Source organism: Prevotella sp. P2-180 (assembly GCF_002251435.1).
Lineage (GTDB): Bacteria > Bacteroidota > Bacteroidia > Bacteroidales > Bacteroidaceae > Prevotella.
This window is the reverse complement of record NZ_NPJI01000090.1, coordinates 152,416-167,124: the sequence shown is the minus strand read 5'-3', so window position 1 is coordinate 167,124 and position 14,709 is coordinate 152,416. Positions and strand designations below refer to the sequence as shown.

General features: G+C 44.6%; 11 protein-coding genes. 4 read left to right on the top strand and 7 right to left on the bottom strand.

Annotation, left to right across the window (positions count from 1 at the left end; translation table 11 throughout):
- Positions 1-132: 132 nt before the first annotated feature.
- The gene (locus CIK98_RS12815) at positions 133-843 is read left to right on the top strand and encodes a DUF1349 domain-containing protein (protein WP_253249729.1); all 711 of its coding nucleotides are present in this window, start codon (positions 133-135) and stop codon (positions 841-843) included.
- 14 nt (positions 844-857) lie between these two features.
- On the top strand, positions 858-1,358 hold the full coding sequence (locus tag CIK98_RS12810; protein WP_094384821.1) for an HD domain-containing protein: 501 nt from the start codon (positions 858-860) through the stop codon (positions 1,356-1,358).
- Between the two features lie 378 nt (positions 1,359-1,736).
- Here the strand turns inward: CIK98_RS12810 and nadA are convergent, their stop codons facing one another.
- The gene (gene nadA / locus CIK98_RS12805) at positions 1,737-2,729 is read right to left on the bottom strand and encodes a quinolinate synthase NadA (protein WP_094384819.1); all 993 of its coding nucleotides are present in this window, start codon (positions 2,727-2,729) and stop codon (positions 1,737-1,739) included.
- A 478-nt stretch (positions 2,730-3,207) separates the two neighbouring features.
- Between nadA and CIK98_RS12800 the strand changes: the two genes are divergently transcribed.
- Together CIK98_RS12800 and CIK98_RS12795 are read left to right on the top strand one after the other, a co-directional pair.
- Positions 3,208-5,580 (top strand): CotH kinase family protein, encoded by a 2,373-nt coding sequence (locus CIK98_RS12800; protein ID WP_094384818.1) that lies wholly within the window; start codon positions 3,208-3,210, stop codon positions 5,578-5,580.
- Positions 5,577-5,984, top strand: a complete 408-nt coding sequence (locus CIK98_RS12795; RefSeq protein WP_094384816.1) for a GtrA family protein — start codon at positions 5,577-5,579, stop codon at positions 5,982-5,984. The genes CIK98_RS12800 and CIK98_RS12795 overlap by 4 nt, the downstream gene beginning before the upstream one ends.
- A 33-nt stretch (positions 5,985-6,017) precedes the next feature.
- On the opposite strand, the gene CIK98_RS12790 is transcribed toward CIK98_RS12795, so the two are convergent.
- The 6 genes from CIK98_RS12790 to mutS form a co-directional block, all read right to left on the bottom strand.
- Entirely contained in the window at positions 6,018-7,862 is a 1,845-nt protein-coding gene (locus CIK98_RS12790) for a 4-hydroxy-3-methylbut-2-en-1-yl diphosphate synthase (protein ID WP_094384814.1), read from the bottom strand.
- A 1-nt stretch (position 7,863) separates the two neighbouring features.
- Entirely contained in the window at positions 7,864-8,370 is a 507-nt protein-coding gene (gene purE / locus CIK98_RS12785) for a 5-(carboxyamino)imidazole ribonucleotide mutase (protein WP_094384812.1), read from the bottom strand.
- 17 nt (positions 8,371-8,387) lie between these two features.
- Entirely contained in the window at positions 8,388-9,005 is a 618-nt protein-coding gene (locus tag CIK98_RS12780) for a phosphatase PAP2 family protein (protein ID WP_094384810.1), read from the bottom strand.
- A gap of 39 nt (positions 9,006-9,044) precedes the next feature.
- A complete protein-coding gene (gene rpoN, locus CIK98_RS12775) occupies positions 9,045-10,556 on the bottom strand; it encodes an RNA polymerase factor sigma-54 (RefSeq protein ID WP_094384808.1) in 1,512 nt (503 codons plus the stop codon).
- Between the two features lie 94 nt (positions 10,557-10,650).
- A complete protein-coding gene (locus tag CIK98_RS12770; RefSeq protein WP_094384806.1) occupies positions 10,651-11,988 on the bottom strand; it encodes an MATE family efflux transporter in 1,338 nt (445 codons plus the stop codon).
- A complete protein-coding gene (gene mutS, locus CIK98_RS12765) occupies positions 11,985-14,597 on the bottom strand; it encodes a DNA mismatch repair protein MutS (RefSeq protein WP_094384804.1) in 2,613 nt (870 codons plus the stop codon). Before mutS ends, CIK98_RS12770 begins: the two co-directional genes overlap by 4 nt.
- Positions 14,598-14,709 lie beyond the last annotated feature (112 nt).

The window sequence follows — 14,709 nt, the reverse complement described above, 5'->3', positions numbered from 1 at the left end:
ACAAAATTACAGAAAAGATGCCATATCGCCAAACAAAACAAAAAAAAACGCTTTTTTTTGCATGGTTTTTGACGAATCTATTGTAACTTTGCACACATATATAAAAAAGGATAATAAGAATATTACACAACAATGAAAAAACTGATAACCATGGGCATCTTTGCTATGCTGTCGGGCCTGTTTCCTTGCCAGGCAAATGCCGACACCAATGTAGTTCGTTCGGATAAGGCATTCACAACAACTCTGGACATTAACAATTTCAAATGGACACGACAACCAGAGAGTTGCGTCATCAAGGGCGACACCATCGAGGTGGTAACCAAACCTTGCACCGACCTTTGGCAACGCACCTATTATCATTTCCGCAACGACAACGCACCTGTTTTCCAGATGGAGACAGAGGAGAAATTTTTCAGTTTCATCGTGAAGACCGATTTCACTGAAAGCCACCATCGCTTCGACCAATGTGGCATAGTCCTTTACCTCGACAGCGACAACTGGCTAAAGGGCAGTGTAGAGTATGAAAACGAAGAGTTTCAGCATTTGGGAAGCGTAGTGACCAACAACGGATATTCTGATTGGGCGACAACTGCCATTCCCGCCCAAGTAAAGACAATGTGGTACAGGCTCTCGCGCAGAGAGGACGACTATTGCATCGAGTGCTCTCAAGACGGAGTGCGCTTCACACAGATGCGAGTATGCCACATGCATCAGGGTGGAGGCAAAATTCGGTTTGGCATATACGCCTGCTCTCCGGAACAGTCGTCTTTCAAGGCAATCTTCACCGACATGAAGCTGACAGAATGTGCATGGAAAGCCCACGATGGACAACAACCGGATTGAATAAAGATTTGAAGATGAATAAAATTGAAGAATTGGCTCTCGCCATGATTGACTATAACAATGGCGACCCGAAACGCATACAGCATACTACTAAAGTTCATGCCTACGCCTCGATGATCGGCAAATGCGAGGGGCTGGACGAGGATACGCTGTTCATACTTGAAAGCGCAGCCCTCGTTCATGACATTGGAATAAGGGCGAGTGAAAAGAAATATGGACATCAGAACGGCAAACTTCAAGAACAGGAAGGTCCTGCCGTAGCCCGTGAGATGCTAACGCGACTCGGCGGTTTTACCGACCGTCAGATTGAACGCATCTGTTGGCTCGTCGGCCATCATCACACTTACCATATATGCGAAGATTTGGATTATCAGATACTAATTGAGGCAGACTTACTTGTAAATCTGTTTGAGGACGAAGAATCCCCGAATGCCATACGTGCTGTTCGCAAGAACATCTTCCGGACAGAGAGCGGAATAAGAATACTTGAAACAATGTATGGTATAAATGGATAATACAATAAATAATACTCGTATAGAGTAAGAGAAGGCAGTGGTGGAGCAGATGATACGTCTGTATTGCTGGAATTTTGAACAGCTGTTGGGACGGTCGTTCCATGACTGGTGTAACAAGTGTTCCATAACTGTGGAACAGTCGTGATACCAACTGTGGAACGGTCGTGATACAGCCCGTTATTGATTAATTATGTTGGTGACAGAGGAAATCGTCTGTCACCTGTCTGTCACCGCATTAAACTATTGTATATTAATATATTAGAACAGAATGGTGACAGATGACAGATAAAATTAAACTTTTCACGTAAGGAGATAAGGTAATTAGGTATTCACAACGATGCGGGAAACCTGAGAATAGTTTCCCGCATCGCTTTATTTTTATTTGCTCAGCTCAAGCATACGCTCTATAGGTTTCACTGCCTCGCGAGCCACTTCCGGATCAACATCCACCGATGGCCATTCATACTTCAGTGCGTTGTACATCTTCAGAAGAGTGTTCATCTTCATGTAGTCGCACTCGTTGCAGCTGCACCCTGCCCCACCCTCGCTCACTTCCGGCGGCACCGGATAGAACTTGGTGTCGGGACAGCAACGCTCCATCTCGTGGAGTATGCCGGCTTCGGTGGCAACGATATACTCTTTGTCAGGATTCTCCACAGCATACTTCAGAAGCACAGCGGTGGAGCCTACCACGTCAGCAGCAGCAAGCACCGGTCCCTTACATTCAGGATGGGCAAGCACCAAGGCCTCGGGATGCTCCTGCTTAAGTCGGGCAATCTCAGCCACTGAAAAACGCTCATGCACATGGCATCCTCCCTGCCAAAGCAACATATTGCGGCCAGTGACACTATTTATATATGAACCCAGGTTGTAGTCTGGACCAAATATCATCTTCTCGTCTTGCGGAAACGATGCCACAATCTTCTCGGCATTTCCACTTGTCACCACAACATCAGTGAGAGCCTTCACGGCAGCCGTGGTGTTTACATAGCTTACCACCTTGTAGCCAGGATGCTCTTCCTTATACTTGCGCAAGTCTTCGGCACGGCAAGAGTCGGCAAGTGAGCAACCGGCATTGATGTCGGGAGCAAGCACGAGTTTCGAAGGACTGAGAATCTTGCAAGTCTCGGCCATGAAATGAACTCCACACATAAGTATTATCTTTGCGTCGGTATCGGCAGCCTTTCTCGCCAAGGCCAGTGAGTCGCCTATGAAGTCGGCCACTTCCTGTATTTCTCCACGCGTGTAATAGTGGGCGAGAATGACAGCGTTTTTCTCCTTGCACATTCGCCTTATTTCAGCTTTCAGGTCGATACCCTCAGCTACAGGTTCGTCAATAAACCCTTTTTGTTTCCATTCTTCTTTTATCATCACAATATTATTTTTATTATCTTTTCTTTTTTCTTTTTTTAAAAATAAAATTTTAAGTATGATATGGTGTGAATATGTGAAAAACTATTTCCATGTTTTCTTGCATAATTTGTTGTCAACACGTGATGAAGAGTTATCTACACATAGTGTTGAAACTATATGTCTGACACATAGAGAAGTCTATGAGTTATCCACAATTTGCTATTTCGGTGCAAAATTAATAAGTTTATATCTTTTTTCATCAAAAATCTGTTGAAATCTCACAAAAAACTTTCTAATAACCATGTTGATAACCCAATAATCATGCTTTCTAAGCCTCTTGGTGTGAATATGTGGATAAGTCTACACAGGTTATCAACAGGGTTATTCACGGGGTTATCAACACTTTTTCCACATTTTCCTTGGATATTTCGATACTTATTATTAATTTTGCAGCATTGAACCAAATAACCTATTTATTTTTTTAATAATTAAATTTATGAAGTTGAGAAATACTGCCATTGCCACTATGCTTGCTGCAGGAATGTGTAATACTGCCCAGGCACAATTAGTGATTAACGAGATAATGCAGTCGAACATCGATTGCGTTATGGACGATATCAACGAATTTCCCGATTCGTGGGTAGAATTGTATAATGCCGGTAGTGAGAAGGTGAATCTTTCGCATTATTCCATCAACGACAAAGATAATGACGAAACTGCATGGATACTGCCGTCGAGAATAGTGAAGCCTGGAGAATATGTCATGGTGTACTGTGACAAAGAGGAGAAAGGACTGCATACTCCGTTCAGATTAGAGTCGGGAAAGGGATGTGCAGTTTATCTATATTACAACAATACGCTGGCAGACAAGATAGAGGGTCTGAAAAAGCAGCCAGCACCAAATATTGCTTACGGACGAAAGACTGACGGAGCTGCTGATTGGGGCTATCAGGCACAACCTACTCCTGGAAAGACCAACTGTGGAAAGACACTGAAAGACGTGCTTGGAGAACCTGTATTCAGCAAGAAAGGATGTGTGATGGAAAACGGAACGCTCTACGCCTTGCAGCTCTCACTGCCCGAAGGAACGGAAGGAGCGGAGATAAGGTATACTACAGACGGAACGGAACCTACAAGTAGTAGCAAAAAATATGTAAACCCTATAACAATATCGAAAACTACAGTGGTGCGCGCGAAACTTTTTGCCGACGACAAACTCTCGCCCCGCTCCACCACCCATTCCTACATATTCTTTCCACGAAGACTTACGTTGCCTGTAATATCTATAGTTACAGACAAAAAATATTTTTATGATTCTAAGATAGGAATATATGTGGACGGAAGCTATAGCAGTGGCAAAAAAAACTATGAGTACGACTGGCGTAGGCCTATAAACCTCGAATTCTTCACTTCAGCCAGTACCGACAGCGAGCTGAACCAGCTTTGTGAGACAAGAGTGATGGGAGGAGCCACAAGATCGGCCGCACTGAAGTCGCTTGCCATATATGCCAACAAGCGCTTTGGAGAGAAACGTTTCAAATACGAGTTCTTCCCAGACCAGCGTCCAGGCATTACCGATTTCAAGTCGCTTGCCCTTCGTAATGCTGGCAACGACTTTGACTATCTCTACATGCGCGACGCAATAATCCAGCGTACCGTGGCACAGCATGTGGACCTTGACTGGCAGGCATGGCATCCAGCTATAGTATATATAAACGGTGAATACAAGGGAATGCTAAACATACGAGAGAGAAGCAACGAAGACAATATATACAGCAACTATGATGGGCTGGAAGACATCGACATGATAGAAAACTGGTATGAGCTGAAAGAAGGAGACATGGAAAACTACAATGCCTTCAAGGAATTCTACAAAGAAAATGGACACTCGAGAGAGGAATACGAGAAATGGATGGACACTACAGAATTCCTTAACCTCATGCTCACTAACCTCTTCTTCAACAATCGTGACTTCCCGGGAAACAATATTGTGATGTGGAGACCACGCACTGAGGATGGACGATGGCGCTGGATAATGAAAGACACCGACTTCGGACTAGGTCTCTATGGTACACAGCCAGACTACAACACAATAAAATGGGTGAACGACAACAAATATGACTCTAATACAGCATGGGCTAACCAGCCAGAACATACTTTGCTGTTTCGTAAGTTAATGAAAACCGACGACTTCAAGCGTGAATTCCTCGACAGGGCCGCCATATATATGGGAGACTTCCTTAACGAGCGTGGCACGAGAGAAGTATGGGATCCTATGTATGAGATGATAAAATATGAATATCCTAATCACAGGAAACTCTTCAACCAGTGGTGGCCAAACTATTCTGATGAACTTTCTTCAGCCCGCAGCTTCATAGCAAAGCGTGCCAACTATTTCTATGATATGGTGGCCGACTATTATGGAGCAGGCAAGCCTTCGGTACTTAAGGTGAACAGCAATACAGATGAAACAGAACTTGAGGGAGTAACTATTAAGATGAACGGTATAGAGCTTAGCCGACCAATATTCGACGGAAAATACTATACTGGAAAGGAACTTACTGTGGAAGGTAATGCTGAAAGGGTGAAAGGATGGACAGTGACCACTGTGACGGGAACTAAAAAGGAGACCAAAGAGGTGGATGGCGAGAGTTACACCTTTACCATGACCAATGCAACATCCACCACCATTGAGGCTATACTTAAAGACGATACGTCGGTGGGCGGGGTAAGTTGCGACGAAACCAAGGCTTCAGACATTTTGACGCTTTCGGGAGTGACAGTAAGGAAGAATGCCACCAACACTAAAGGTCTGCGCCCAGGAGCATATATTTGGAAAAACAAGATTATAATGGTGAACGGACGATGAAAGAAACTGAAAGTGGAGAAAGGGGACAAAAGCGGAAGGAGTTTATAAGGTTCTGCATAGTTGGTGTAGTGGCAACGCTCATCCAGTATGCAGTATATTATCTCGTACAGCTGATGTCTGACAGCAGTTTGTGGCTAAACCTTTCTTACACAGTGGGATATGTGGTAAGTCTCGTATGCAACTTCTTCATGACCACCTATTTCACATTCCAATCGCGCGTTTCGCTGAAAAACGTGGCTGGCTTTGGTGGCAGTCATCTTGTGAACTATCTTATCCATATGGTTTTGTTCAACGCGTTCATATCCATAGGCATCGACAAGGTGATAGCTCCATGGTTTGTATTTGCCGTTGCAGTGCCGGTGAATTTCACGTTGCTGCATTTTGTATATAGGAAAAGGAGTTAAAATGAGGAGTTATAACTCCCCATCATAACTCCCTTACACAACTCCCTCCCTATCTTCTTCTATCAGCTTCAGTAGTTTTTCCACTGCTTCCTCTTCAGGAATGTTTTTTTCTATACATTCCTTTTTTCGGTAGAGGGAGATTTTTCCGCGACCGGCTCCAACGTATCCGTAGTCTGCGTCAGCCATTTCTCCCGGACCATTGACAATACATCCCATAATGCCAATCTTTAGTCCTTTCATGTGGCTTGTGGCTTCCTTTATTTTGGCTATGGTGGATCGAAGGTCGTAGAGAGTGCGTCCACAGCCAGGACAACTGATGTATTCTGTCTTTGTTGTACGAAGTCGGGCAGCTTGAAGTATACCGAAAGAAGTGTCTACAATATCTGTGAGAGCGAGACTGCCATCGTTCATAAGCCAAATACCGTCACATAGTCCATCCATCATCAGGGCACCCATGTCGGCTGCCGACTCTAACTGGAATAGACTTTTTTCCTCTTGACTATGCTTGTATGCTTGGCAGAAAACTACAGGATTGTTCACTCCATGATTCATAAGGTCGTGAACCAGTGCACGTTGCTCTCCAAGACGATTTTGATGGTTGCTTACGCTCACCACCACAGCCTGAGGATTATGCCTGAGACAGGCTATGTATTCTTCCGATGGTGCTCCGTATGGCAAAACCACGAATTTAATTGTTGCCTGACATTGGGATACAAACGGCAGTGCGTTGTATGGAAAGATGGGGAATGTATCTGTTTCACCTTTCCAGATATTAAAGTCTACGATGTATTTCTGTCCCTCTACCCTATTGACAGGCATTTCACTACCAACGTATATGAAGTCAGGGTTAAGAGTGAATGAATCATTTGAGTTGGCTTTTGATGAGGCTATAACCACAGGCACTTTGTCGCCTCCCACATTTTCCACTGCTACAGTCTTTCTACGTTCTGGTCGCAGCCAGTCGAAGTTTTTTGCAGTGGTGGCTGGAATCATTGTATGTCCCTGTCTGCCTATTATATATTTAATAAGGTGTAAGGCAACAGGAATTTCAGCCTCGGGTTCCTCGCTCAACGAAACTCTGATAGTATCGCCTATACCATCTGCCAGCAATGCGCCAATGCCCACAGCACTTTTTATTCTTCCGTCTTCTCCTTCACCAGCCTCAGTTACTCCGAGATGCAACGGATAGCAGAGTCCTTCTTTCTCCATTTGGTCGACGAGCAGTCTTACTGAGCGTACCATCACCACAGTGTTGCTTGCCTTTATTGAAATCACCACGTCGTTGAAATTCTGTTTTCTGCAAATGCGCAAAAACTCCATGCAGCTCTCAACAATACCTTCAGGAGTGTCGCCATATCGTGACATTATTCTATCAGAAAGAGATCCATGGTTTACACCTATTCTCACTGCCGTATTGTTTTTGCGGCAAATATCGAGGAATGTGGTAAAGCGCTCTTCAAGACGTTTCAGTTCGGCTGCATATTCCTCGTCGGTGTATTCAATATGCTTGAATGTACGGGCTGGATCTATGTAATTACCAGGGTTCACTCTCACCTTTTCAGCGTATAAAGCCGCCACGTCAGCCACATTAGGGTTGAAATGCACGTCAGCCACGAGAGGCACCGTATATCCAGAGTTGCGTAACATGGAGTTGATGTTACGGAGGTTTTCAGCCTCTCTCACACCCTGTGTTGTAAGTCTTACGTATTCGCCACCCGCGTCGACAATACGTTTTGTTTGAGCCACAGAACCTTTTGTGTCGGTAGTGGCAGTAGTGGTCATCGACTGTACGCGAATAGGATTATCGCCTCCCATGGGAGTGTCACCCACATGAGTGATGGAGGTGTTTCTTCTTCTATAGTTAAACAAGTCAATCATATCAGTTTGTCTTGTATTGGTATTTCACTTCCGCAAGGTCGCGGTTAGCCTTTTCAATTTTTTCTTTTAGGGAAGCCTTGTATGCTGCCAGTTTTTCAGCCGTTTCATTGTCGGCAATAGCAATCATCTCCACTGCAAGAATAGCAGCATTTTGAGCACCATTGACTCCAACGGTGGCTACAGGTATTCCAGGAGGCATCTGAATAATGCTGAGCATTGCGTCGAGACCATCGAGCATACCTTTGATAGGTACTCCGATGACAGGCAGTGTGGTAGATGCCGCTATCACACCAGGTAGAGCTGCCGCCATTCCTGCTGCAGCAATTATAACCTTTATTCCACGTTCTTTAGCGCCACGTGCGAATTGTTCCACCGCGTCTGGAGTACGGTGAGCCGAGAGAGCGTTCACCTCGAAAGGTATCTGCATCTCATCGAGAAACTTGCATGCTTTTTCCATTACAGGCAGATCGCTGGTGCTGCCCATGATAATGCTTACTACTGGTTTCATATCTGTATTTTTTATTATTATATTACTAAAACAATCCATCCTACGAATACTCCTACGAGAAATCCCGATACCACTTCGCTTAGGCTGTGCTGTCGCAGTATCATCCTGCTTGTGCCGAGAATTCCGGCAATAATGATTGTTATGCAAAGCCATGGTAGAGGATTAAATCCGAAGATGGCCGCGAAGGCCACAAGGGCTCCCACTACACCGCCTATGGCAGCTGTGTGAGTGCTTATTTTCCACCATCCATTCACTATGGCACAGATAATCTGTATGCAGAGTGCTGCAACCACTATACTCGACATAAAATGTGGAATATGGAGTGAGCGCATGATGTAAACGCAAGTGAAATAACACAATATAGACAAAACGTATGGAACCATGCGTCGTTCCCGTTGTCCAAGTTCTATAAGGTTCCAGTGTTGGTGTCGGCGATAAACGTGGATAAGTAGTGTGGGCAATAGTATGGTGAAGAAATATACTATGGCTATGACTATTGCCTTATACTGGAACGGAAGCAGACTCAGGTAGCTGAATGAAAACAGCGCAAGGAGTCCGAGCGTTGGCAGGTAGAAAGGTGTGAACACCATGCTCACAACCCTTGAGGCAATAATAATATTCTTGTTGAATTTCATATTTCTCAAATAATAAAAAAATTCATTTATTCTTGTGTATCATCTTCTCATCTTAGCCACAGGTATTCCGAGTTGTTCACGATATTTTGCCACGGTTCGTCGAGCAATAGGAAACCCTTTGTCTGCCAGTATGTTAGCAATACTGTCGTCGCTTAGCGGCTTGTTTTTGTCTTCTTTGTCAATTATTTCCTGTAGTATTTTCTTTATATTGTTTTTCGACAATTCCTCGCCGTTTTCAGCCACGTAGCTTTCACAGAAGAAGTGGCGGAAAGGCAGTATACCCCAGTTGGTCTGAGCATATTTTCCGTTGCATGCCCTTGACACGGTAGATATATCGAGATTGGTTTTCTCAGCTATATCCTTTAGTTTCATGGGGCGTATTGATGAGTCGTCACCATCGACGAAGTAGTCGTGTTGCCAATGTATTATGGCCTTTACCACCAATGTGAGCGTGTTACGTCTTATTTTTATGGCGTCGATGAGTCTTTGTGCAAGTCCAACCTTGTTGTGGGCATATATTAGTGCCTCTCGCATTTGTCGGCTCATGTTTCCACTATTGCCTTGGTTTTGGCGTACTATATCGAGAAACGATGGAGTGATGGTAAGGTTTGGCATGTCACCATTGTTGAGTGCAAAGGTGACAGAACCATCGTCGTGAGTGTCTATATATACATCAGGTGTCACTTGTCTGGCGTCATTATCCGCCCATCCACCAGTCATGGTGCCTGGTTTAGGGTTTAGCCTAACCATTTCGTGTCTTAGCCTTGCTGTGTCATCGTCGTTGAGTTTAAGAGCGGTCTTTATTTTTTTCCAATTATTTTTTGTGAAATCATTAAAGTATTCCTCCACCACCTTTGTCATTTGTTCTTTCAGTAGTGATTCGTCCCGTCTTTTTATCTGTAGCATGAGACATTCCTTGAGCGAGCGAGCTCCAATGCCGGCAGGGTCGAAGTCCTGCAGTTTTTTCAACACTACATCTATTTCCCGTTGGTTAACGTCAATATCATTAAATACAGTGAGTTCGTCGGCAATGGCAATAGTAGATTTTCTTAGCCATCCGTCGCTGTCGAGCGATCCAATGATGTATTCCATTATCTGTCTTTCCTTTTCCGACAATTCTGTTTCCATCATTTGCATTGTCAGAGAGTCGTAGAAAGTCTCGCCTTGTTCGTAAGTCATGCCATTGGATTGGTTTTGGCTGGTGTATACTGGAAGCTCGTCGTCGTCTTGTGCGAGAGAGTTCAGTGCATCGTTAAGTTGTGACTGTCTTTCTTCTCTTTCTCTTTCGGTTTCAAAGTCCTCAGCATTGTCACTTTCGCTATCGGTGTCAATGTCATGGTTGTCGTAGTTGTCTTCATGGTTGTCGACATGGTCGTCGGGCAGCACCATTTCCAGAGCTGGATTGTCGTCCATTTCTGTTCTGATGTAGTCAACAAGTTGTGTCAAAGGCAGCTCTGAGAGTTTTGCCTGCAGCAGTTGTAACTGACTTACACTGTTTGTCAGTTTCTGCTCTTGTTGCTGTTTGTTTATTTGTACTTGTCCCTGTGCCATTTATTTATGCATTATTTTTCGGCAAAGGTACAATATTTCCCCGAAAGTCGTATATGGATTTTGAAAAACTTTTGTTCTATTCTGTTTTTTTATTCTATGTCATCTGTTTTGTCCTAAGACTATTTATGAATATTATGTAGTATAACAATCCTGCCACTGTGAGGCATACGGGGAATGAACTCCAAATACCCACAAGTCCAAAGCCCATTTTTATGCCGAGAAACCAGCTTAGTGGCAGTGAAACCAAGAAATAGGCCACGAAGGCAGCCCACATCATTGGTCGCATCTCGCCAAGTCCGCGCAGGGCGTTGGCAAGGCAACACTGGAAGGCATCGCTCACCTGATAGACTATGAGCGGAATGACTGTGGCCGCCACGAGTTGTCCCACCAATGGGTCGGAACTGAACACAGAGCCTATGTCATGACGGAAGAGTACGATTGGTATAGCCATGATTGTGGCTATGGCGATGATGATGAAGAACCCGCTCTTTGTCACTTCTATTATGGCTTGTCGTTCCTGCATACCTACAAAATGGCTCACGCGGATGCTCACTGCCGTGGCTATGCCAAGATATATATTGTAGAAGAACATTGAAAGGGTAATCATAACCTGGTGGGCAGCAAGGGGTTTTGTGCCTATCCAGCCAACAAATATAGCCACGAGAGAGAAGGCTCCACACTCTATGGTAGATTGTATGGCCGACATCCATCCGAGTGTATTTATCTTTCTGAAATGAGTTTTCACCTCACAACCTTTGGCATTGACTGTACCGTTGAAGAATACTCTGCAAGATTTGCTCCTGACATAAATGATGAAAAACGAAAGTGCGATGACTATGCGTGAAACGGCTGTGGACAGTCCTGCTCCGAGAAGTCCTAATTCCGGGCAACCCCAATGTCCGTAGATGAAGGCATAGTTGCCCACAATATTTAAGATGTTGGCGGATACAAGTACATACATCGACACCTTTGTACGTCCGATGGTGTCGAAAAACTGTTTAAACTGGCAGCCTGCCACGGCAAATGGTATAGATAATATGTTCACTAAGAGATAAGGTTTCATCAGAGGCAACAGTTCGTCGGGTTGTCCGAAGAATGGCAGTGTGAAATAGAATGCCACAGCCGAAACAACAAGTCCAATGGTAAGCATGGTGTTGGCATAGGCAGCCGCCTTCATCACTCCACCCGCCTTGTCGTGTTCTTCACGTCCTATGAAAGGTCCGATGATGGGAGTGAGTGCAAAGTTGAAGCCGAGGGCGAACAGTATGACAAGCACGAATATATTGTTAACGAAGCTTGCCGCCGCAAGTTCCATTGTGGAATGGTGGCCTATCATGAATGTATCTGCGAAATTCAGCACAAGATTACCTATCTGTCCTATCACCACCGGTGTTCCCAGTCTAATGAGTGCTGTATAGTGATTGTTTTTCAATTAAGTATTCTTTTTATTTCGTTTAACTTGTTGAGTGCCTCTACTGGTGTGAGGTTGTTGATGTCGAGTCCACGTATTTCGTCGCGAATCTGGCATAGCACGGGGTCGTCAAGCTGGAAGAAGCTGAGTTGCATGCCTTCCTGTTTCTTGGTCACTTCTATTTTCTGTGCCCCAGTGCTTCCCACTCCGGCGTTGTCAGCTTCGAGTTGTTTGAGTATGGTATTAGCTCTTTTTACTATACTACGCGGCATACCTGCTATCTCAGCCACATGTATACCGAAGGAGTGTTCGCTTCCTCCTGGCATTAGTTTTCTGAGGAATATTACTTTTCCTTCTACTTCTTTTACGCTTACATTAAAGTTTTTAATGCGTTTGAAGTTTTTTTCCATCTCGTTGAGTTCATGGTAGTGTGTGGCAAAGAGTGTTCGGGCCTGTGCCTTTGGGTGTTCGTGGAGATATTCCACTATGGCCCAGGCAATGGATATGCCGTCGTAGGTAGACGTGCCTCGTCCGAGTTCGTCGAAAAGCACGAGTGACTTTGGTGTGACATTGTTAAGAATATTTGATGCCTCTGTCATCTCTACCATGAATGTTGACTCGCCTAATGATATATTATCGCTTGCCCCTACTCGTGTAAAAATTTTATCTACAAGACCTATCCTTGCGCTTTCGGCTGGAACAAAGCTTCCCACCTGAGCCATCAGCACTATGAGTGCCGTTTGTCTTAGCAGAGCCGACTTACCGGCCATGTTTGGTCCGGTAATTATCATGATTTGCTGTTGTCCTGAGTCAAGCATGATGTCGTTAGGCACATATTTCTCTCCCAGTGGCAGTTGTGTCTCTATTACAGGATGTCGGCCTTGGCGAATATCTATCACGTCGGAAGTGTCGATGGTAGGACGGATGTAGTGATGCAACTCCGCAGTCTTTGCGAACGAGAGCAGACAGTCTATATGTGCTATTAGGTTTGCGTTTATCTGTATCTGGGGCGTGAACTCTTGCATGGCCATTACAAGTTCGTTGAAGAGTCTCATTTCGATCGACAAAATTTTTTCCTCTGCCCCGAGTATGGTTTCCTCATATTCTTTCAGTTCTTGTGTGATATATCGTTCGGCATTGGCCAGTGTCTGCTTTCTTATCCATGTTTCAGGCACCATTTCCTTGTAAGTGTTTCTTACTTCGAGATAGTATCCGAACACATTGTTATAACCTACCTTAAGACTCTGTATACCAGTTTCTTTTTGTTCTCGTTCCTGTATTTTCAGCAAGTAGTCCTTTCCGTGGTATGCCACTTGTCTTAGTTTGTCGAGTTCCTCGTTCACACCATCTCGTATCACTCCGCCCTTGTTTACGAGCTGTGGTGAGTCAGGTTCTATTTCCTTTGCAATTCTCTTTCGTATAGACTCGCAGAGGTTTAGTCTCTCCCCTACCCTTTTCAGTACTTCGTTTTTGGCATAGAGACATGCTGTCTTTATGGGCTGTATAGCTTCAAGTGCGTTTTTCAGCTGTACCACTTCCCGTGGCGACACCCTTCCCACAGCCACTTTTGATATGATTCGTTCGAGGTCGCCTATGCGATGTAGTTGTTCGTCAGTAAGTTCGCGGAACTCCGGTTCGCGGAAGAAGTATTCCACCATGTCGAGGCGATCGGTTATTTGGCGTTGGTTTTTCAGTGGGAAGACGAGCCAGCGACGCAGCATGCGGCCTCCCATAGGAGTAACAGTCTGGTCTACAACGTTGAGAAGTGATGTGCCGTCATCCTGTAGAGTCTGCACCAGTTCGAGACTTCTGATGGTGAACTTGTCGAGTCGCACGTATTTCTCCTCTTCTAATCGTGCGATGGAAGTGATGTGTGAGATGTGGGTGTGTTGGGTCATCTCAAGGTATTGTAGTATTGCTCCAGCAGCAACAATGCCACTTTTCAGATGGTCGATACCGAATCCTTTTAGGTTTTTTACCTCGAAGTGGGTTGTGAGCTTACCCATGGCCGACTGTTCTGTAAACACCCAGTCGTCAAGTTCGTATGTAAAGTATTTTTGTCCGAATAACTCGTCAAAGTCTTTTTTCTTTACCCTGTCTACGAGTATTTCCCTTGGTTCAAGATTTGTGAGAAGTTTTTCAACGTAGTCGGGAGTGCCTTCTCCTGTAAGAAACTCTCCGGTGGAAATGTCAAGAAACGATACTCCCATGGCTGTCTTTCCGAAATGTACGGCGGCCAAGAAGTTATTTTCCTTATAGTTGAGTACATTGTCGTTCATGGCTACACCGGGAGTGACAAGCTCGGTGATGCCTCGCTTTACGAGTTTCTTTGTCAGTTTAGGGTCTTCCAGTTGGTCGCATATAGCCACTCTCCTACCCGCCCTCACCAGTTTAGGAAGGTAAGTGTCGAGAGCGTGATGTGGAAATCCTGCCATCTCCGACCCTGCCGATGCACCATTGTTACGGCGTGTAAGAGTGATGCCAAGTATTTTCGATGCAGTGATAGCGTCTTCGCAATAAGTCTCGTAAAAGTCGCCGCAGCGGAACAGGAGTACCGCATCGGGATGTTTCGCCTTAAGGTCGAAGAACTGCTTCATCATCGGAGTAAGTTCGTTGTCTTTCTTTGCCATAAACGATATAAAAATTTGCTTTGGACTGCAAAATTACTCAAAGTCGGGCTAAAAACAAAACAAAAAGGAGAAAAAAACAAAAAAAACTGCATCTAAATACATTATATATAAA

Coding starts and splice junctions, on each gene's coding strand:
- CIK98_RS12815 (WP_253249729.1), top strand. CDS start 133: ATGAAAAAACTGATAACCATGGGCATCTTTGCTATGCTGTCGGGCCTG.
- CIK98_RS12810 (WP_094384821.1), top strand. CDS start 858: ATGAATAAAATTGAAGAATTGGCTCTCGCCATGATTGACTATAACAAT.
- nadA (WP_094384819.1), bottom strand. CDS start 2,729: ATGATAAAAGAAGAATGGAAACAAAAAGGGTTTATTGACGAACCTGTA.
- CIK98_RS12800 (WP_094384818.1), top strand. CDS start 3,208: ATGAAGTTGAGAAATACTGCCATTGCCACTATGCTTGCTGCAGGAATG.
- CIK98_RS12795 (WP_094384816.1), top strand. CDS start 5,577: ATGAAAGAAACTGAAAGTGGAGAAAGGGGACAAAAGCGGAAGGAGTTT.
- CIK98_RS12790 (WP_094384814.1), bottom strand. CDS start 7,862: ATGATTGACTTGTTTAACTATAGAAGAAGAAACACCTCCATCACTCAT.
- purE (WP_094384812.1), bottom strand. CDS start 8,370: ATGAAACCAGTAGTAAGCATTATCATGGGCAGCACCAGCGATCTGCCT.
- CIK98_RS12780 (WP_094384810.1), bottom strand. CDS start 9,005: ATGAAATTCAACAAGAATATTATTATTGCCTCAAGGGTTGTGAGCATG.
- rpoN (WP_094384808.1), bottom strand. CDS start 10,556: ATGGCACAGGGACAAGTACAAATAAACAAACAGCAACAAGAGCAGAAA.
- mutS (WP_094384804.1), bottom strand. CDS start 14,597: ATGGCAAAGAAAGACAACGAACTTACTCCGATGATGAAGCAGTTCTTC.